Origin of the sequence: Acinetobacter sp. YH12201, from assembly GCF_013418145.1 — a bacterium.
Lineage (GTDB): Bacteria > Pseudomonadota > Gammaproteobacteria > Pseudomonadales > Moraxellaceae > Acinetobacter.
Genome location: NZ_VPCP01000080.1, coordinates 1 through 13,755, shown reverse-complemented (window position 1 = coordinate 13,755; position 13,755 = coordinate 1). Strand labels below are relative to the sequence as shown.

Sequence of the window (13,755 nt, the reverse complement as noted above, 5' to 3'; positions counted from 1 at the left end):
TCTTTCTGTCGTTTGTTCAGTGTCTATAAAAGTGTCTAAGGCCATAAACATAATGTCCATTTAATAAATAATGGACACTATCGGGATATTGAGAAAATAAGAAAAGTGGGGTTCAGCGGACGCTTACTTTATTAATGGTATTTAAAATCATGCAACAACGTTATGGTTATGAAATGGTTTTATTAGAGGGTTACCGTAGTCCAGAGCGCCAGAATGCCTTGGCTGGCAATAGTCATATTACTCGAGCCAAAGCTTTTCAAAGTTATCATCAGTTTGGTTTGGCTGCCGATATTGCATTTAAGCGTAATGGTAAAGTGGTTATTTCAGAACTTGATCCCTGGACAATGCGAGGCTACCAGTTATATGGAACTATTGCAGAATCGGTCGGTTTAACCTGGGGTGGCCGTTGGACCTCCATTCAAGATTATGGTCATAGCGAGTATCGAATGCCGGGGCTCAAAAAAACTGCTGCAATGGCTGAACAGTTAACGGCTGAAGATCAACTGTTGGCCGATTCTATCAATGAAGCTTTTGAATAACAGGGAACCTATTTGATATCTAAACTTAGTTTAGATATCGATTCATTTCATCCAGAACTGATTGCGTTTTTTCAGCATGCAGCCAATGTCCAGCATCATCAATAACCTGAATTTTAGCATGCGGAAATTGCTGTTTGATGGCACTGAAATGTTCATCCTTACTGATATAGGCAGATTTACCACCACGAATAAACAGTGCCTCTTTTTGCCAAGGCTGGATCATCTTCCAATCCAGAATTTCTGAGTAATGATTAAATAAAGCATCGACATTAAATAACCATTGGCCTTTATTAAAAGACTTCATTAAAAACTGGATCACCATTTCTTCATGTAAATATTCACGCATAATCTGGGTCGCCTGCTGCCGACTTTCAATCTGTGCATTTTTGACTGCAAACAAAGCTTTAAAAATTTGCTTATGATGGCTTTCCTGGTATGCAAATGGTGCCATATCCAAAACCACCAATTGTTCTAATCTCTGCCCTGCCTGATTTGCCAATTGCATGGCAATTTTTCCCCCCATGGAATGACCAATAGCAGAAAATTTTTGAATATTTAAACTATCTAATGTTTCCAGAATATCTGCTGCCATGACAGCATAATTCATTTCTGTTGCATGTGCTGAATGGCCATGATTACGGATGTCTATTTGAATGACTGAATGAGATTCATAATATGCACGTGCCAGCATACCTAGATTACTTAAACTGCCAAAGAGGCCATGAATAAATACCAGCGTATTTTTTGCTGTAGCAGTTTCATTAATATGTATTTGGTGATTTAAAATCATGGAGTGTTTTCATTACTTTTTAGATGAAATTATTTTTGAGTAAATTAGGTATTTAATCAATTGTTAATTTCTTAAAATATTTTTTACTTAGGCTATTTATTTAGGTATAGGCAAAATTTTAATGAATTGTTCTGTTTTAAGAGATGTTCAAAAGAGCATAAAACTGGAAGTTGTTAAGATGAAAAAATTAGGCTCAATGTCCTATTTTGGGCCTGTTTTTTACTTTAGATTAAATTATTTAAAATAATTCAGAGGCAATTTTAAGCAGATAAAATCAGTTTAGGCATAGACAATGTTGCATCACGGCGGTTACGCATTTCAACAAATCTGCTTTTGTTGTAGTTTCATTCAGGAGAATATTTCTTGTATAGCGTGATCTTCTTTTTTATCTTCGGGTCAATAATTGTGACAACATGATAAAGAAAAACCTGAATTTGATTATTCAACGTATAACACTTTTGAATGGAATTGAGTTAAGTAACTGCATTGCCCTTTTAGGAGAATTACAGAAGGATTGGTATGAAAATAAACTGTAAAAAGTTATTCTTGCTTAGGCTATTTTGACAAATATAGTCGCTTTGGACAGCGCATAATAATCCAGCACATTGATAGATAATATCCATTCAGGTGTTAAATCTTGTTTGATTTTTTTCGTTTTTTTAATCCCAAAGATCTTGATATAAAGAATTATTCGCTAAATTCTTTAAATACTTTTTCTGCAAACCACCACGGTAACTGTTGAACCTCAGGGTTCATTTTCAATGTTTCAGCCGCTTCAATCTCGGCAATAAAAGCGGCTTTTTCGCCATTAGAAGAATTATCAAACAAATAGCTACGATCACTGGCATCAATCGCCTGCATGAGTAAATCCATACTGCGATAATAACGTTCCACAATCTTTTGCTCCGGAACAGGATGTCCACCTACACTCACCCGGTATTTAACCCGGGCAATATTAATTCTCGGGTCAACCGTAGAAACATAGTATAAATAGGTTTTAAATCCCTGCTGCTGTGCTTGTTGTAGAAATTTAACTTTAGATATATGAGACATTACCGTTTCAAAAGTAAAACTGATTTTTAAGCGCAAAAACTCCAGGCGAATATAATCAATAATCCGTGCGCAAAGATAAGAATCGATTTCTGATGCTTGAAACTGGATATTCCCATCATCGAATACTGTAGGCTCTTGTTGCAATAAAGCGACGAGCTGCCCAGATTGAGGACGCTTTTTCTGTTTAAGGAAAGCAATTAAAGCTTGGGCTTTTAATGCCGGATGATAGCTCATCAAATCCAGTCGCTGAGTCAAGCGAAGATTCTGCTCCAGTTCATCGGCATTTAAATAAGCCCCAATATGATGGGGCAATAAATATTCTTTGACTGTGCTTTTTCCAGATCCATTAGGACCGGCAAACATCCTTATTCTTGGTTGAGGCATTCAGTTATACAGCAGCCTCTTGTTTTCTTTTGCGTTTTAAAACTTTAGCTTTAGGAAGATGATCAACACTGATATAGGCTTGATGCAAGTCCGCAATCACGGTTTCTTGTCCATTCATTTCGCGTTGTAACAGTTGCTGTTCTTTTGCATAGACGACCGTTGCTACCGCACATGCTTTGTTAAAGGCGTGACGGAAAGCATGTATGGCAAGTTTAGGAATCATGTCATCCTCATATTTGCCTGCTTTCATGATGGTATAAGCTGTCATGGAGCAACTCCCCTTACACAAGGTGTATTTGCTTATTATATTAACATAGCCGCAATAATTGTCTATAAATACACCAACATAGAAATGTAACGCTTTGCAGTGAAGTTAATTAAAGCCACAGATTCCGTGGCTCATGCACTATTGGTCTTCTTTCCACACATCTTCATAATCTTCACGATCAATCATAAAGCGGAAACCCTCAGCCAAAGCCAAGTATGGCAGCACTTCAGGTAAAATATCCTGTAATTCTCGAACAGTCATGGTCTGGAAAAAGTCTTCACCCTCTTCCAGTTCGCCCCCGTAAATAAACCAGCCAATATTTTCATCCGTTTCAGGCTTTTTACGAATCCCGACAATCGGTTCCTTATTTAAAGTTTGTACCGCAATAGCTACGACATCATCACCACTCACCTGGACATAAGCAGAATCGAACTCCTCACACAATAACTTTTGTTCTGCAATCAGCTCTTCTAAGGGTGAAAGTTGTTGGGATTTTTTTGACATTGCGCTTCTCTGGCAGATAAAAACCGAATAGCCCCAGTTTAACTTAGAACTATTTAACATGGCTAAACTTTTTATTTTCAATATTTTTTGCTAATCTTGAAAATGTTACGAAATCAAAAAAGATGTAAATGAAACCACAAGATGCGACAGAATCTACAATAAGCCCTCAATATGGTCACGGCGGAAAACGTAAAAATGCTGGCCGAAAAACCCAGTATCAGGAAAAAACTGTCGTCATGCGCGTACCCGAGTCTAAAGTATCTGAAATTAAGTCCTGGTTAAAACCCAAACCTGCAGATAACCGTAGTCAAAAGATTGAACTACATTCAATACAGATTCAGACCCAACTCGATATTCCTTATCCTATGGAATCGGTTGAGGCAGGTTTTTCCTCTCCGGCTCAGGATTACACGGAAGACGTTATCGACTTAAATCAATATCTCGTACACAACGCTTCCAGTACCTTTGTATTACGAGTAAATTCGTTGTCAATGAAGAATGCTGGTATAGACATTGATGACCAGATTTTAGTTGACCGTAGCTTGAAGGCAGAATATGGCGATATTGTTTTGGCCTTAATCAATAATGAGTTTACCGTTAAACGATTAATGATAGAAAAACAGAAAAATGGAGAAGTGAAAATCTGGTTAAAAGCAGAAAATCCAGAATATCCAGATATTTATTTGCGCAGTGAAGAACAGTTGATGATCTGGGGTGTAGTGACCTGTATTTTAAAAAAATTGCGCTAATAAATTTGATGAGTTGATATATAGCCGGCACAGATCAAAATTTTACTTTTAACATACGCAGATAAGATAGATAAAAGCCCCAAGTAAACTTGAGGCTTATAATCAATCCTAAGCAAGTTTTAGGATTATTTTTGCTGTTGAGGGTTTTTTTGCTGCTGTTGGCGTTGATTGCCTTGGTTTTGCTGACGTTGATTGTCTTGTTGCTGCTGTTGCTGTTGATGCTTTTGATTTTCGCTTTGCGGATTCGATTGTTGTTGATTAGCCATTTTCATATCCATCCTTTCGATTGATTACTAGCCCTGATTACTAGGGATATGCCGTATGTAATTACGACTCTTATTAATCTAGCGGATATTTCTGATTAACCAACCTGCAAACTGTTTCGACTTAATTCATTGTAATGATCAAAATATTAATTTACTGATTTTTAGTCTATCACTGAATTTCATCTTTACGCTATTAACGCTAATTACACTGAACCTTACATGCTGCTCAAGCTCTTTATCGAATGATCTCTTGATTATTCGAATTTTTAAAATTTGAAATTTATAAACGATTTTATTTTCCTCACCTTGAAAACGTTACAATTTCAAAATAAGGAAAATGGCTAACCAACTCTTTGCCTTAATTGATATTAAACTGCTATGTAAGCTGTGAACGGAGATTTAATCCTCATTTAAATGGCCAACCTGTGGTTATACTTTCCAATAATGTACTTATATTTTTATAAAATTGAACAATAGACTTGGCCTGTTAGGAGTCAAAGTATTTTTCAGTAACTACGCTTTATACACAGATATGTCAAAGCGCTTTTTGGAATTCTGGAACAGCATTCCACTTGATGATTTAGAACCTCAACTAACCATTAAATTGATGATTGTTTTATCCAGCACAGCAGTTATGCAAAATATTTTGATCTAGAACAATATTGTCGGATCTTAATCCAGCTCATTAAGCAATCACTGGGTTTACTATGCTGCATAGGAGTGGCATTACTAAGACCCAAGCCAAACAGGCCAGTTATTTTGTCAAAATAAGTCTTTGTTTTAAGTCTCTGTGCTATTTACCACATTTAGACTTATGCAGTTATGAAAGCCTGCTCGTAGAAACACTGGTCATCGGAATTTGGGTATTGGTCGTAAAAACGGCAAACAGTTTCCAGACTATAAGTTTTATAGTTGCTATGACTTAACTTTTGCCAATAAATATCATCTTGGCAAACAATTCTCGGTAATGATTGCACGGACAATTCCTGAATTAAAAGGTCAATCATGTACTACATTCAATGATCCTGTAACACCAGCAAAAAGCATTCTTTTATCACGCAGTTTTGCTACAGTATTGACCAAAAAATCAATCATCAAACATGCAGTGATTTTTTATGTCAGCCGTGCTCATAAACGCTTAAACCGGCAGCAATTGTATACCCGTGTCCATGTTCACGCTATGAAAAGGTATCTGGCCCACCCTATAAAAATAGGCTGTCTTATGCGCTAAGTCTTGAATATGCAAGCGATGACTTGCTGGCTTTCATTAAAGCAAATAGATGTTTTATTTAAATAAATTATAAATATTTGAAAGTGGAAATGTGGAAGTCATTTTAGTGCATTATCTGTTAAACAGCACTATATTCATGGCTTAGGGCAACTTTTAGCATTGATTCAACAATGGGATAATTTAATGAACACCTTGTTGAAAATGCAACAATGCTATGGATCGGATTGTATACAGGTGGTCTATCATTCTGCCAATTCGGTCTGGTAGATGAAACAGCAGCACCACTCCCCACGCGATACCATCTGCTGGAAGGAACTGCTGCCTATTCATGATTCTACCGTGACTGTTACACAAAATAAATGAACTGTTTTGGTCAATTTAGCTTACAATGTAGGAACTATTAATAATTATAAAAAATGTCATTTTTTAACATTGCCAATTCCCTGCAAAATTCTCATCATATAGCTCAGTTTTGACACATAGCTTCCGTATCAATTTAAACAAATTATAATAGAAATACGGAATTATTTGCCATAATACGCAAACTTTGCTGACATCTTGCAAGGTATATTTGCAAACTTATAATTGGAGCAAGCTGAATGGGCTCAACCATTTTGGTTATTCATGGACCGAATCTAAATTTACTCGGTATGCGTGAACCTGAAGTTTATGGACACCTTACCCTAGACGATATAAATCAAAAGCTCATCGCTCAAGCTCAAAATGCATCTGTTTCCCTGAATACTTTTCAAAGCAATTGGGAAGGTGCAATTGTCGACCGAATTCATCAGGCACAAAAAGAAGGCGTTCAATTCATCATTATCAATCCTGCAGCGTTGACCCATACCTCGGTTGCAGTACGTGATGCGCTTCTTGGTGTTGCTATTCCGTTTATTGAAGTCCACTTGTCCAATGTACACGCACGTGAAGCATTCCGACATCATTCATATTTATCCGATAAAGCCGTTGGCGTGATTTGTGGTTTAGGTGCAAAAGGTTATAGCGCTGCACTGGAATTCGCCATCGATAAAATTCAACCTTCTAAGCAATCATAATTAGGAATACTGTCTCATGGATATCCGTAAAATCAAGAAACTCATCGACCTGATGATTGAATCTGACTTACAAGCGATCGAAGTTAAAGAGGGTGACCAATCCATCGCCCTCACCCGTCGCAATCCTGTGGTAGCAGCAGCTGTTCCTGCAATGCCTGTAGCTACTGCAGCTGCAGCACCTGCTGCAAAAACACCACGCGGTGCAGTTGAAACATCGCCTATGGTTGGTGTGTTCTATGCAGCACCAAACCCGGGTGAAGCACCATTCGTGAAAGTGGGCCAAACCGTTTCTGCAGGTGAAACACTGGGTATTATTGAAGCCATGAAAATCATGAACCCGATTGAAGCAACTCAAAGTGGCGTGATTGAAGAAATTCTGGTGAAAAATGGCGAAGTGATTCAATTCGGTCAACCATTGTTCCGCTATCGCGCCTAAGACCACGGGGATTCACAATGTTGCAAAAAGTTTTAATTGCAAACCGGGGTGAAATTGCTTTACGCATCACCCGAGCTTGCAGAACTTTAGGAATTAAAACCGTAGGTATTTATTCCGATGCCGATAAAGACCTGATGCATTTACGCTTTTGTGATGAAGCGGTATGTATTGGTCCGGGTGCAAGTAGCGAAAGCTATTTAAACATCCCGGCAATTATTACTGCTGCTGAAATTACCGGTGCAGATGCCATTCACCCAGGTTATGGTTTCTTGTCTGAAAATGCCGAATTTGCAGAAATTGTTGAAAATTCTGGCTTTATCTTTATTGGTCCACGTCCGGAACACATCCGTCTGATGGGTAACAAGGTTTCTGCCATTATTGCCATGAAGAAAGCCGGTGTACCAACAGTACCAGGCTGTGACCATGCAGTGACTATTCACAATGCCCTTGCAGAAGCCAAAGAAATTGGTTTCCCGCTGATCGTTAAAGCTGCTTCTGGTGGTGGTGGTCGTGGTATGCGTATTGTTGAACGTGTCGATACCCTGCTTGAATCGGTTCAGGCCGCACAGCGTGATGCTGAAATGTGGTTTGGTGATGATACAGTTTATATGGAACGTTTCCTGCAAAAACCGCGTCACGTCGAAGTCCAGGTTTTGGCAGATGGTAATGGCCATGCCATTCACTTGTATGATCGTGACTGTTCTTTACAGCGTCGCCATCAAAAAGTATTGGAAGAAGCACCTGCTCCAGGTTTACCAGAAGAAGCTCGCGCTGAAATTTTAGAAGCCTGTGTTAATGCATGTAAGCTTATGCAATACCGTGGTGCGGGTACATTCGAGTTCCTGTTTGAAGATGGTGAGTTCTTCTTCATTGAAATGAATACCCGTGTTCAGGTTGAACACCCTGTTACCGAAATGGTCACTGGTATTGATATTATTGAGCAACAATTGCGTATTGCTGGCGGACTTGGCCTTGAAATTCAACAAGATCAAGTGGAAGTACGCGGTCATGCCATTGAATGCCGTATCAATGCGGAAGATCCAACCACATTCCTTCCATCTCCGGGCAAAATTGAAAATTATTATGCTCCAGGTGGTGCAGGTATCCGTATGGATTCGCATATTTACCCAGGCTACAGCATTCCGCCTTATTATGACTCAATGATTGCAAAACTCATTGCCCATGGTAAAGATCGAGATACGACTATTGCACGTATGAAACAGGCATTAGAAGAAACGATCCTGACCGGAGTGAAAACCAACATTCCTTTACATAGAGATTTGATTCTGGAAGATGAAAACTTCTGTAAAGAAGCGATGGATATTCACTATCTGGAAAAACACTTATTGAAAAAGCTGGAAGCTTATCAAGAAGCGTCTTAAATAAACCGATATAAAAAAACCGCTCTTTATGAGCGGTTTTTTTATCTGTATAACGATATATTTATAAAATCATGAACAATGATTAAGGTAAAACACGGCGCAAGGTGGCAAAACACTGTTCAGCTTTTTCATTACTGCAGAAATTTATTGTTGATGCATTTTTCCACTGCACAAAATATTGGGAAATCTCGCCAGTCTGGTCTTCTTGCAGACCTGAACAATCCTTTTCATTATTGTCATACTTTACTTGTAAAACCAGTGCAGATAATAAGGAACGTTCCTCTTGAGCTGGTTGAAAATCATAAATTCCAGATGACCACTCCTGGCCACTTTTAATAATGACATTGTTATTCGATTTAAAATTATAATATTCAATGCATTTATTATTGTTGGCAACTTGCATCCCCCATAAGCCAACAATTTCTGGACGAGTCACAATACGAATGGTATTCGAATTTTCAGCTCGATCATTTTCTTCTGTTGCGACTACAGCTTGATTGTCATTTGCCATCGCAACAGATGAGCACAATGTAAGTAAAATTGTAAAATATGTTTTTTTCATACATCAATTCAGTGCTAAAAATCCTTTGTTATAACTTAGCATATTTTTATGAAAAACCAGTATTTATCACCATATTACAACAATATAATTTCAGGTTGAATTTGCACAAAAAATTGGTCTACCAAGCCAAAAGAATCAATAGTTTTATCACAACACTGAAACAAGAATTTTTCATACTAATGCAACTGTATAATAAAGACCACACAGCGGCAATATTGGTTATAAATATAAAATACTGACTTTTTTAAAAAATTCTTTAGCCATGTTGAATATATTTCGGTAGCCAGCGCACAAATAGCAAACCCACAACTGTTGAAAGCCCAGCAAGAACAAAAACCATTTCTCCTGAGATGACTTGCCAATATTTTCCAGCCAGAATACTTCCTAAAGCGACACCTAAGCCCCACATGGTACTGTACATGGCCTGACCGCGTCCTTGCTGACCTGCGGAAAAGTTTTGAAAGATAATGCGCATGGCTATCATATGAAACAGGCCAAAACTAAAGGCATGAATGCTTTGGGCTAAAAACTGTGCCACCAAGAGATGAGGCAATAGTCCAACAACAATCCACCGTGCACCGGTCAGGACCAGACAGCAACTGACAAGACTGCGCCACGAAAACAGGGTCAAGAAAATATGGGCAAAAGCAAACATGATAATTTCTGCAACCACCCCGACGGACCACAACAAACCAATTTCAGTCGTCGAAAAACCGGCTTGATGCAAGTAGTTACTATAGAAACTATAAAATGGAGCATGGGAAAATAACAAAACAAATTCAATAGCAAAAAAAGCAGCCACTACAGGCCGTTTTAATATCGGCAACAACGGTTCTAATTGTTGTTGTGATTGTGGGGCTGTGCTGGGTTCTTTAATGCTAAAAGACCAAAGAAAAGCCAAAAATGCGATACACAGCAACATCAGCGGGAGCATGGAAATAGCGACAATTTCAAGTAAGGCACCAATACCAAAAACGCCTACAATAAAACCCACCGAGCCCCATTTTCTGATTTTCCCATACAGCTGATTGCGCTTATCCCCCAACCAGAACAACGTAACCCCTTCAAACTGCGCTAAAATGGCATTCTGAAAAAAACTGAAAATCAGCATAAGCAGTGCAACAGACTGAAAGGTATTTGGGATCAAAAAAATCATGAACCAGATACAGGATTCCATCCATGTAGCTATACGGACCAATAGCATTCTTTTGCCCGATTTATCGGCAATCCATCCCCAAATGAACGGCGCGAAAAAGCGGGTAATGATTGCGATTGAAGATAACAATCCAATCTCTTGATAATTAAAGCCTTGATCTTCCAGATACAAATTCCAAAAAGGCATGAACGTACCAACGATGGAATAGTAGAAGAAGTAGAATCCTGACAGTTTGTGCTGGATTGGCAAGCTTAGCATTTAGTTGCATTCCATTGTATTTTCAATAACTTAAAACATTTAATAGTTGCATCACATTGCATGGTTTTGCCACTAATTGCACTTCAATAGTCTACAAAAATTAAAATAAATATTTTTTCATTTTTTGTAGACTCCTATTAAGTAGCCCTAACCTTACTGATTTTAGAGTAAAAATTTATAAAATGGATATAAATATATTTTATAGAGACTTTCTTTATTGAGCTGTTTGTTTTAAAAAATATTCAATTGACATAAAAAATCTAGAGAGAATTAGGCTGAACTGTTTGGGATAGTTTTTTTGATGGTGAGTATGGGTATGGAAGTGAGTTTGTAGTGCTATTCCTGGCATACTTTCTTCCATCCACCTTGGTTAAACATGACCTTTTCACATTGAGACCCAGTCTCATACGCTTTTTTTGCTACGGCGACCAATGAAGCCCAAGCAAATGAATACCAAATTTCGCCACAGTGAAGTCATGCCCGCCATTCAAATATTCAGTCATCTGAATAGGAATTGATAGGAAACACGGCTTTTTGCATTTCCTCACCTCAATACTTATCATATTACCAATAATTATTAAAAAATTAAGAACCACAATGCTTTATATCCTTGGGATTCTGTTTCTGCTCTTTATTGCTTACCATTACAGACTTGATCAAGCATCTGGAATTGGTGGATTTCTTTTATACATAGTCATTTTATTAATCGTAATCTGCATCAGAGCTGCATGGCATGTTCTAACCTAACATTGAACAACTTAGACTCTGATACTTAGACAGCTCAGCGGTGTTTTGGAATATCTTCAACAACTGTAAACTCTGCAGCATAACGAGTCCGAAGCGCCTCAGTAATCTCATTAAACATTTGCTGATACTCTTCAATAATATAAGCAGCTTTCTTTATTTGCTCGGTAGAATCAGCAACCATTAACAATAACTTTCGGTTTTCTTCCTTTAATTCTTCATTCTCTTGCATTACCATTGCCAAGAATAGCTGTAATTCATCTTTAGTTTATGCACTCATAACACCAGCTCGGTATTTTTCCCAAAGAATAGTAAATGAATGTGACAAATAAAAATCACACCTTTCGATGAGCTCTTAAATTTAATTCTTTGGCTTTTTATTCATTTAAGAAACTTTAACAAATTATCGTATTTATCACGTGACATTAAATTACAAACAACTAGACCTGAATATTGTCCCATTAGCTATGGATGTATCATTAGGATATTTTAATTATGGTGAAACAGGATTTATTTAATTCGATCTAAATATCGACCATATGTGATCCATTTACACTTTTCACATTGCCACTCACTACGAGCATTTAAGTGATTAATCTGATCACCATGAATAGTTCGAATCAGTTTGTAATCATGCTTGCAAAAAATAGATTTAATAATTTTCTTAATCATATCCCACCATTTTTTTAACTGAATTCCCTAAACACCACTCACAACCTATGTCTACACAGTACCAGTATGAAATGGAATTAAATAAGGTATACAGCTTTTCCCTATACAAAAAAAAGCCCACTCATGGAAAGACGATGTGGGCTTATAAACTAAGGACCTTGGGAGGTCATTCAGAAACTACAGCAGTTTCTGATGGGTATTTTGTACACTATTCAAATATTTTTCAGTGGCAAAACATACCAAAAAATAAAATAATGATAATTAAATCACATTATTAATAAGTCTTAATTAATGATTTATACAATATGAAAAAGCCTGCTTAATGTGAGGTATCTAAGCGGACGACTAGCATGAAGACTTGCTTTTTTCAGGAAATAAAAAGCCCATATTTCTATAGGCCTGTTTTCTAAAATTATGAGCTATACATATTTTAACTCAAACTGGTACTCATCTTGGGTAACCTTAATTTTATGCTTTTTATATTTACGTTTGTTCGGATTTATAGCTGAATTCATCACCTCATCATGAAATGATGTATCCCCCATTAAGCAAACATAAGCTTTATATCCTAGCAAGATTTTCTCAACTTTTTTGCCTTTTTTGGCAGCTGCTTCAAGCAATTCATCTAATTTTTTTAGTTCTATATCAGACATCTGTATTTACCCTCTGTTTGGAGGATACATTCTGACATACTAAAATTTCAAACTGAATCACCTATAAAATAGATTGATCGAAATTTTATCAAAAAGAAAAAAATCCACCTTTCTATGAGCTTCTTTATCAATCCAGTCCATGACTTACATTTAGACCATGTATAACATAGCGTTAATATGTCCATGATTAAGATCAATTGCACTGAAATAAAATAATCATGATAAGAAAAAAATTGATGCTGCCCATTTGACATAAACAATGTTCATCTTTTGATCGATTTATGTGGATTATTCGTTAATAATCAAATGAATTGAGAAAAGTTTTATAAAATTATTATGTGTTATTTGCCTCACAATTGCCTTTAAGGGAAATCAATGGGAGAAAGCAAATGTTAAATAAAATGATGATAGCAAGTAGCATCTCTGCCTCTGTGGTTGAATAGCCACCAAAATTCTAGACACACCTAACCATCTTTTGATGGGCTTTTTCATAATCTAATGGAGAACGCTGACCATTGGAACCATGTCTGCGTTTTGAATTGTAGAACATCTCAATATATTCAAAAATATCCGATCTGGCTTCAGTTCTTGATGCATAAATTTTCTTCTTAATTCGTTCCCGCTTTAATAGCTGAAAGAAGCTTTCTGCAACAGCATTGTCATGGCAATTTCCTCTGCGACTCATACTACTTTCAAGATTATGATGCTTGAGAAATGTCTGCCATTCATGGCTGGTGTATTGGCTGCCTTGGTCAGAGTGAATCAGAACTTTAGTCTGTGGTTTTCTTCGCCATAAAGCCATCAATAATGCATCTAAAACCAGGTCTGTCGTGATTCTGGATTTCATCGACCAGCCAACTACAAGACGTGAAAACAGGTCAATCACAACTGCGAGATATAGCCACCCTTCATGAGTACGGATATAGGGGTGAGTAGACCAAGGGAATTTCACCCTTAGCCCCTCGCAGAACCGGACATGAACCTCTCAGCTCATCCGGCTCCCATTATCCAACCGATGGTAAACATCCCATTTTCCAGTGCACAAAGGCATTT

Annotated in this window: 14 protein-coding genes and 2 pseudogenes; 6 read left to right on the top strand and 10 right to left on the bottom strand. The window is 37.4% G+C overall.

Translation table 11 applies throughout. The features are described 5' to 3' along the window. Nucleotides 1-128 precede the first annotated feature (128 nt). Nucleotides 129-539, top strand: a pseudogene (locus tag FTU91_RS13515) (M15 family metallopeptidase); the annotation flags it as partial. 25 nt (nt 540-564) lie between these two features. Here FTU91_RS13515 and FTU91_RS13510 read toward each other — a convergent pair. From FTU91_RS13510 to FTU91_RS13495, 4 genes are all read right to left on the bottom strand, one after another. Then, a complete protein-coding gene (locus FTU91_RS13510; protein ID WP_180082466.1) occupies nt 565-1,329 on the bottom strand; it encodes an alpha/beta fold hydrolase in 765 nt (254 codons plus the stop codon). A gap of 687 nt (nt 1,330-2,016) precedes the next feature. After that, entirely contained in the window at nt 2,017-2,766 is a 750-nt protein-coding gene (locus FTU91_RS13505) for a zeta toxin (protein WP_180082464.1), read from the bottom strand. Between the two features lie 4 nt (nt 2,767-2,770). Continuing rightward, nucleotides 2,771-3,034: a hypothetical protein gene (locus FTU91_RS13500; protein ID WP_180082462.1), complete on the bottom strand. Its 264-nt coding sequence runs from the start codon at nt 3,032-3,034 to the stop codon at nt 2,771-2,773. A gap of 138 nt (nt 3,035-3,172) precedes the next feature. Next, nucleotides 3,173-3,538, bottom strand: a complete 366-nt coding sequence (locus FTU91_RS13495; protein ID WP_166169928.1) for a hypothetical protein — start codon at nt 3,536-3,538, stop codon at nt 3,173-3,175. 128 nt (nt 3,539-3,666) lie between these two features. Between FTU91_RS13495 and FTU91_RS13490 the strand changes: the two genes are divergently transcribed. Continuing rightward, the gene (locus FTU91_RS13490; protein ID WP_180082460.1) at nt 3,667-4,287 is read left to right on the top strand and encodes a LexA family transcriptional regulator; all 621 of its coding nucleotides are present in this window, start codon (nt 3,667-3,669) and stop codon (nt 4,285-4,287) included. A 125-nt stretch (nt 4,288-4,412) separates the two neighbouring features. Here FTU91_RS13490 and FTU91_RS13485 read toward each other — a convergent pair whose 3' ends face one another. Beyond that, nucleotides 4,413-4,553, bottom strand: coding sequence for a hypothetical protein (locus tag FTU91_RS13485; RefSeq protein WP_166169875.1), 141 nt, complete (start codon nt 4,551-4,553; stop codon nt 4,413-4,415). An 859-nt stretch (nt 4,554-5,412) separates the two neighbouring features. Between FTU91_RS13485 and FTU91_RS16685 the strand changes: the two genes are divergently transcribed. The 4 genes from FTU91_RS16685 to accC all read left to right on the top strand — a co-directional run bounded on the left by FTU91_RS16685 (nt 5,413) and on the right by accC (nt 8,657). Then, nucleotides 5,413-5,784: a hypothetical protein gene (locus tag FTU91_RS16685; RefSeq protein ID WP_257221745.1), complete on the top strand. Its 372-nt coding sequence runs from the start codon at nt 5,413-5,415 to the stop codon at nt 5,782-5,784. A gap of 599 nt (nt 5,785-6,383) precedes the next feature. After that, nucleotides 6,384-6,839, top strand: coding sequence for a type II 3-dehydroquinate dehydratase (gene aroQ / locus FTU91_RS13475; protein ID WP_180044147.1), 456 nt, complete (start codon nt 6,384-6,386; stop codon nt 6,837-6,839). A 16-nt stretch (nt 6,840-6,855) separates the two neighbouring features. Next, nucleotides 6,856-7,275 (top strand): acetyl-CoA carboxylase biotin carboxyl carrier protein, encoded by a 420-nt coding sequence (gene accB, locus FTU91_RS13470; protein WP_086197358.1) that lies wholly within the window; start codon nt 6,856-6,858, stop codon nt 7,273-7,275. A gap of 17 nt (nt 7,276-7,292) precedes the next feature. Continuing rightward, on the top strand, nt 7,293-8,657 hold the full coding sequence (gene accC / locus FTU91_RS13465) for an acetyl-CoA carboxylase biotin carboxylase subunit (protein WP_086197359.1): 1,365 nt from the start codon (nt 7,293-7,295) through the stop codon (nt 8,655-8,657). Between the two features lie 82 nt (nt 8,658-8,739). Here the strand turns inward: accC and FTU91_RS13460 are convergent, their stop codons facing one another. The 5 genes and pseudogenes from FTU91_RS13460 to FTU91_RS13440 all read right to left on the bottom strand — a co-directional run. After that, entirely contained in the window at nt 8,740-9,219 is a 480-nt protein-coding gene (locus FTU91_RS13460; protein WP_086197360.1) for a hypothetical protein, read from the bottom strand. A gap of 256 nt (nt 9,220-9,475) precedes the next feature. After that, the gene (locus FTU91_RS13455) at nt 9,476-10,633 is read right to left on the bottom strand and encodes an MFS transporter (protein WP_180082458.1); all 1,158 of its coding nucleotides are present in this window, start codon (nt 10,631-10,633) and stop codon (nt 9,476-9,478) included. Between the two features lie 781 nt (nt 10,634-11,414). Next, complete coding sequence (locus FTU91_RS13450; RefSeq protein WP_180082456.1) at nt 11,415-11,609, bottom strand: hypothetical protein; 195 nt, start codon at nt 11,607-11,609, stop codon at nt 11,415-11,417. A gap of 859 nt (nt 11,610-12,468) precedes the next feature. Next, complete coding sequence (locus FTU91_RS13445) at nt 12,469-12,702, bottom strand: hypothetical protein (protein ID WP_086197365.1); 234 nt, start codon at nt 12,700-12,702, stop codon at nt 12,469-12,471. 454 nt (nt 12,703-13,156) lie between these two features. Continuing rightward, nucleotides 13,157-13,627, bottom strand: a pseudogene (locus FTU91_RS13440) (IS3 family transposase); the annotation flags it as partial. Nucleotides 13,628-13,755 lie beyond the last annotated feature (128 nt).

Bases quoted from the DNA above. Each gene is read 5' to 3' on its own strand.
- FTU91_RS13510 (WP_180082466.1), bottom strand. From the start codon at position 1,329: ATGATTTTAAATCACCAAATACATATTAATGAAACTGCTACAGCAAAA.
- FTU91_RS13505 (WP_180082464.1), bottom strand. From the start codon at position 2,766: ATGCCTCAACCAAGAATAAGGATGTTTGCCGGTCCTAATGGATCTGGA.
- FTU91_RS13500 (WP_180082462.1), bottom strand. From the start codon at position 3,034: ATGACAGCTTATACCATCATGAAAGCAGGCAAATATGAGGATGACATG.
- FTU91_RS13495 (WP_166169928.1), bottom strand. From the start codon at position 3,538: ATGTCAAAAAAATCCCAACAACTTTCACCCTTAGAAGAGCTGATTGCA.
- FTU91_RS13490 (WP_180082460.1), top strand. From the start codon at position 3,667: ATGAAACCACAAGATGCGACAGAATCTACAATAAGCCCTCAATATGGT.
- FTU91_RS13485 (WP_166169875.1), bottom strand. From the start codon at position 4,553: ATGGCTAATCAACAACAATCGAATCCGCAAAGCGAAAATCAAAAGCAT.
- aroQ (WP_180044147.1), top strand. From the start codon at position 6,384: ATGGGCTCAACCATTTTGGTTATTCATGGACCGAATCTAAATTTACTC.
- accB (WP_086197358.1), top strand. From the start codon at position 6,856: ATGGATATCCGTAAAATCAAGAAACTCATCGACCTGATGATTGAATCT.
- accC (WP_086197359.1), top strand. From the start codon at position 7,293: ATGTTGCAAAAAGTTTTAATTGCAAACCGGGGTGAAATTGCTTTACGC.
- FTU91_RS13460 (WP_086197360.1), bottom strand. From the start codon at position 9,219: ATGAAAAAAACATATTTTACAATTTTACTTACATTGTGCTCATCTGTT.
- FTU91_RS13455 (WP_180082458.1), bottom strand. From the start codon at position 10,633: ATGCTAAGCTTGCCAATCCAGCACAAACTGTCAGGATTCTACTTCTTC.
- FTU91_RS13450 (WP_180082456.1), bottom strand. From the start codon at position 11,609: ATGCAAGAGAATGAAGAATTAAAGGAAGAAAACCGAAAGTTATTGTTA.
- FTU91_RS13445 (WP_086197365.1), bottom strand. From the start codon at position 12,702: ATGTCTGATATAGAACTAAAAAAATTAGATGAATTGCTTGAAGCAGCT.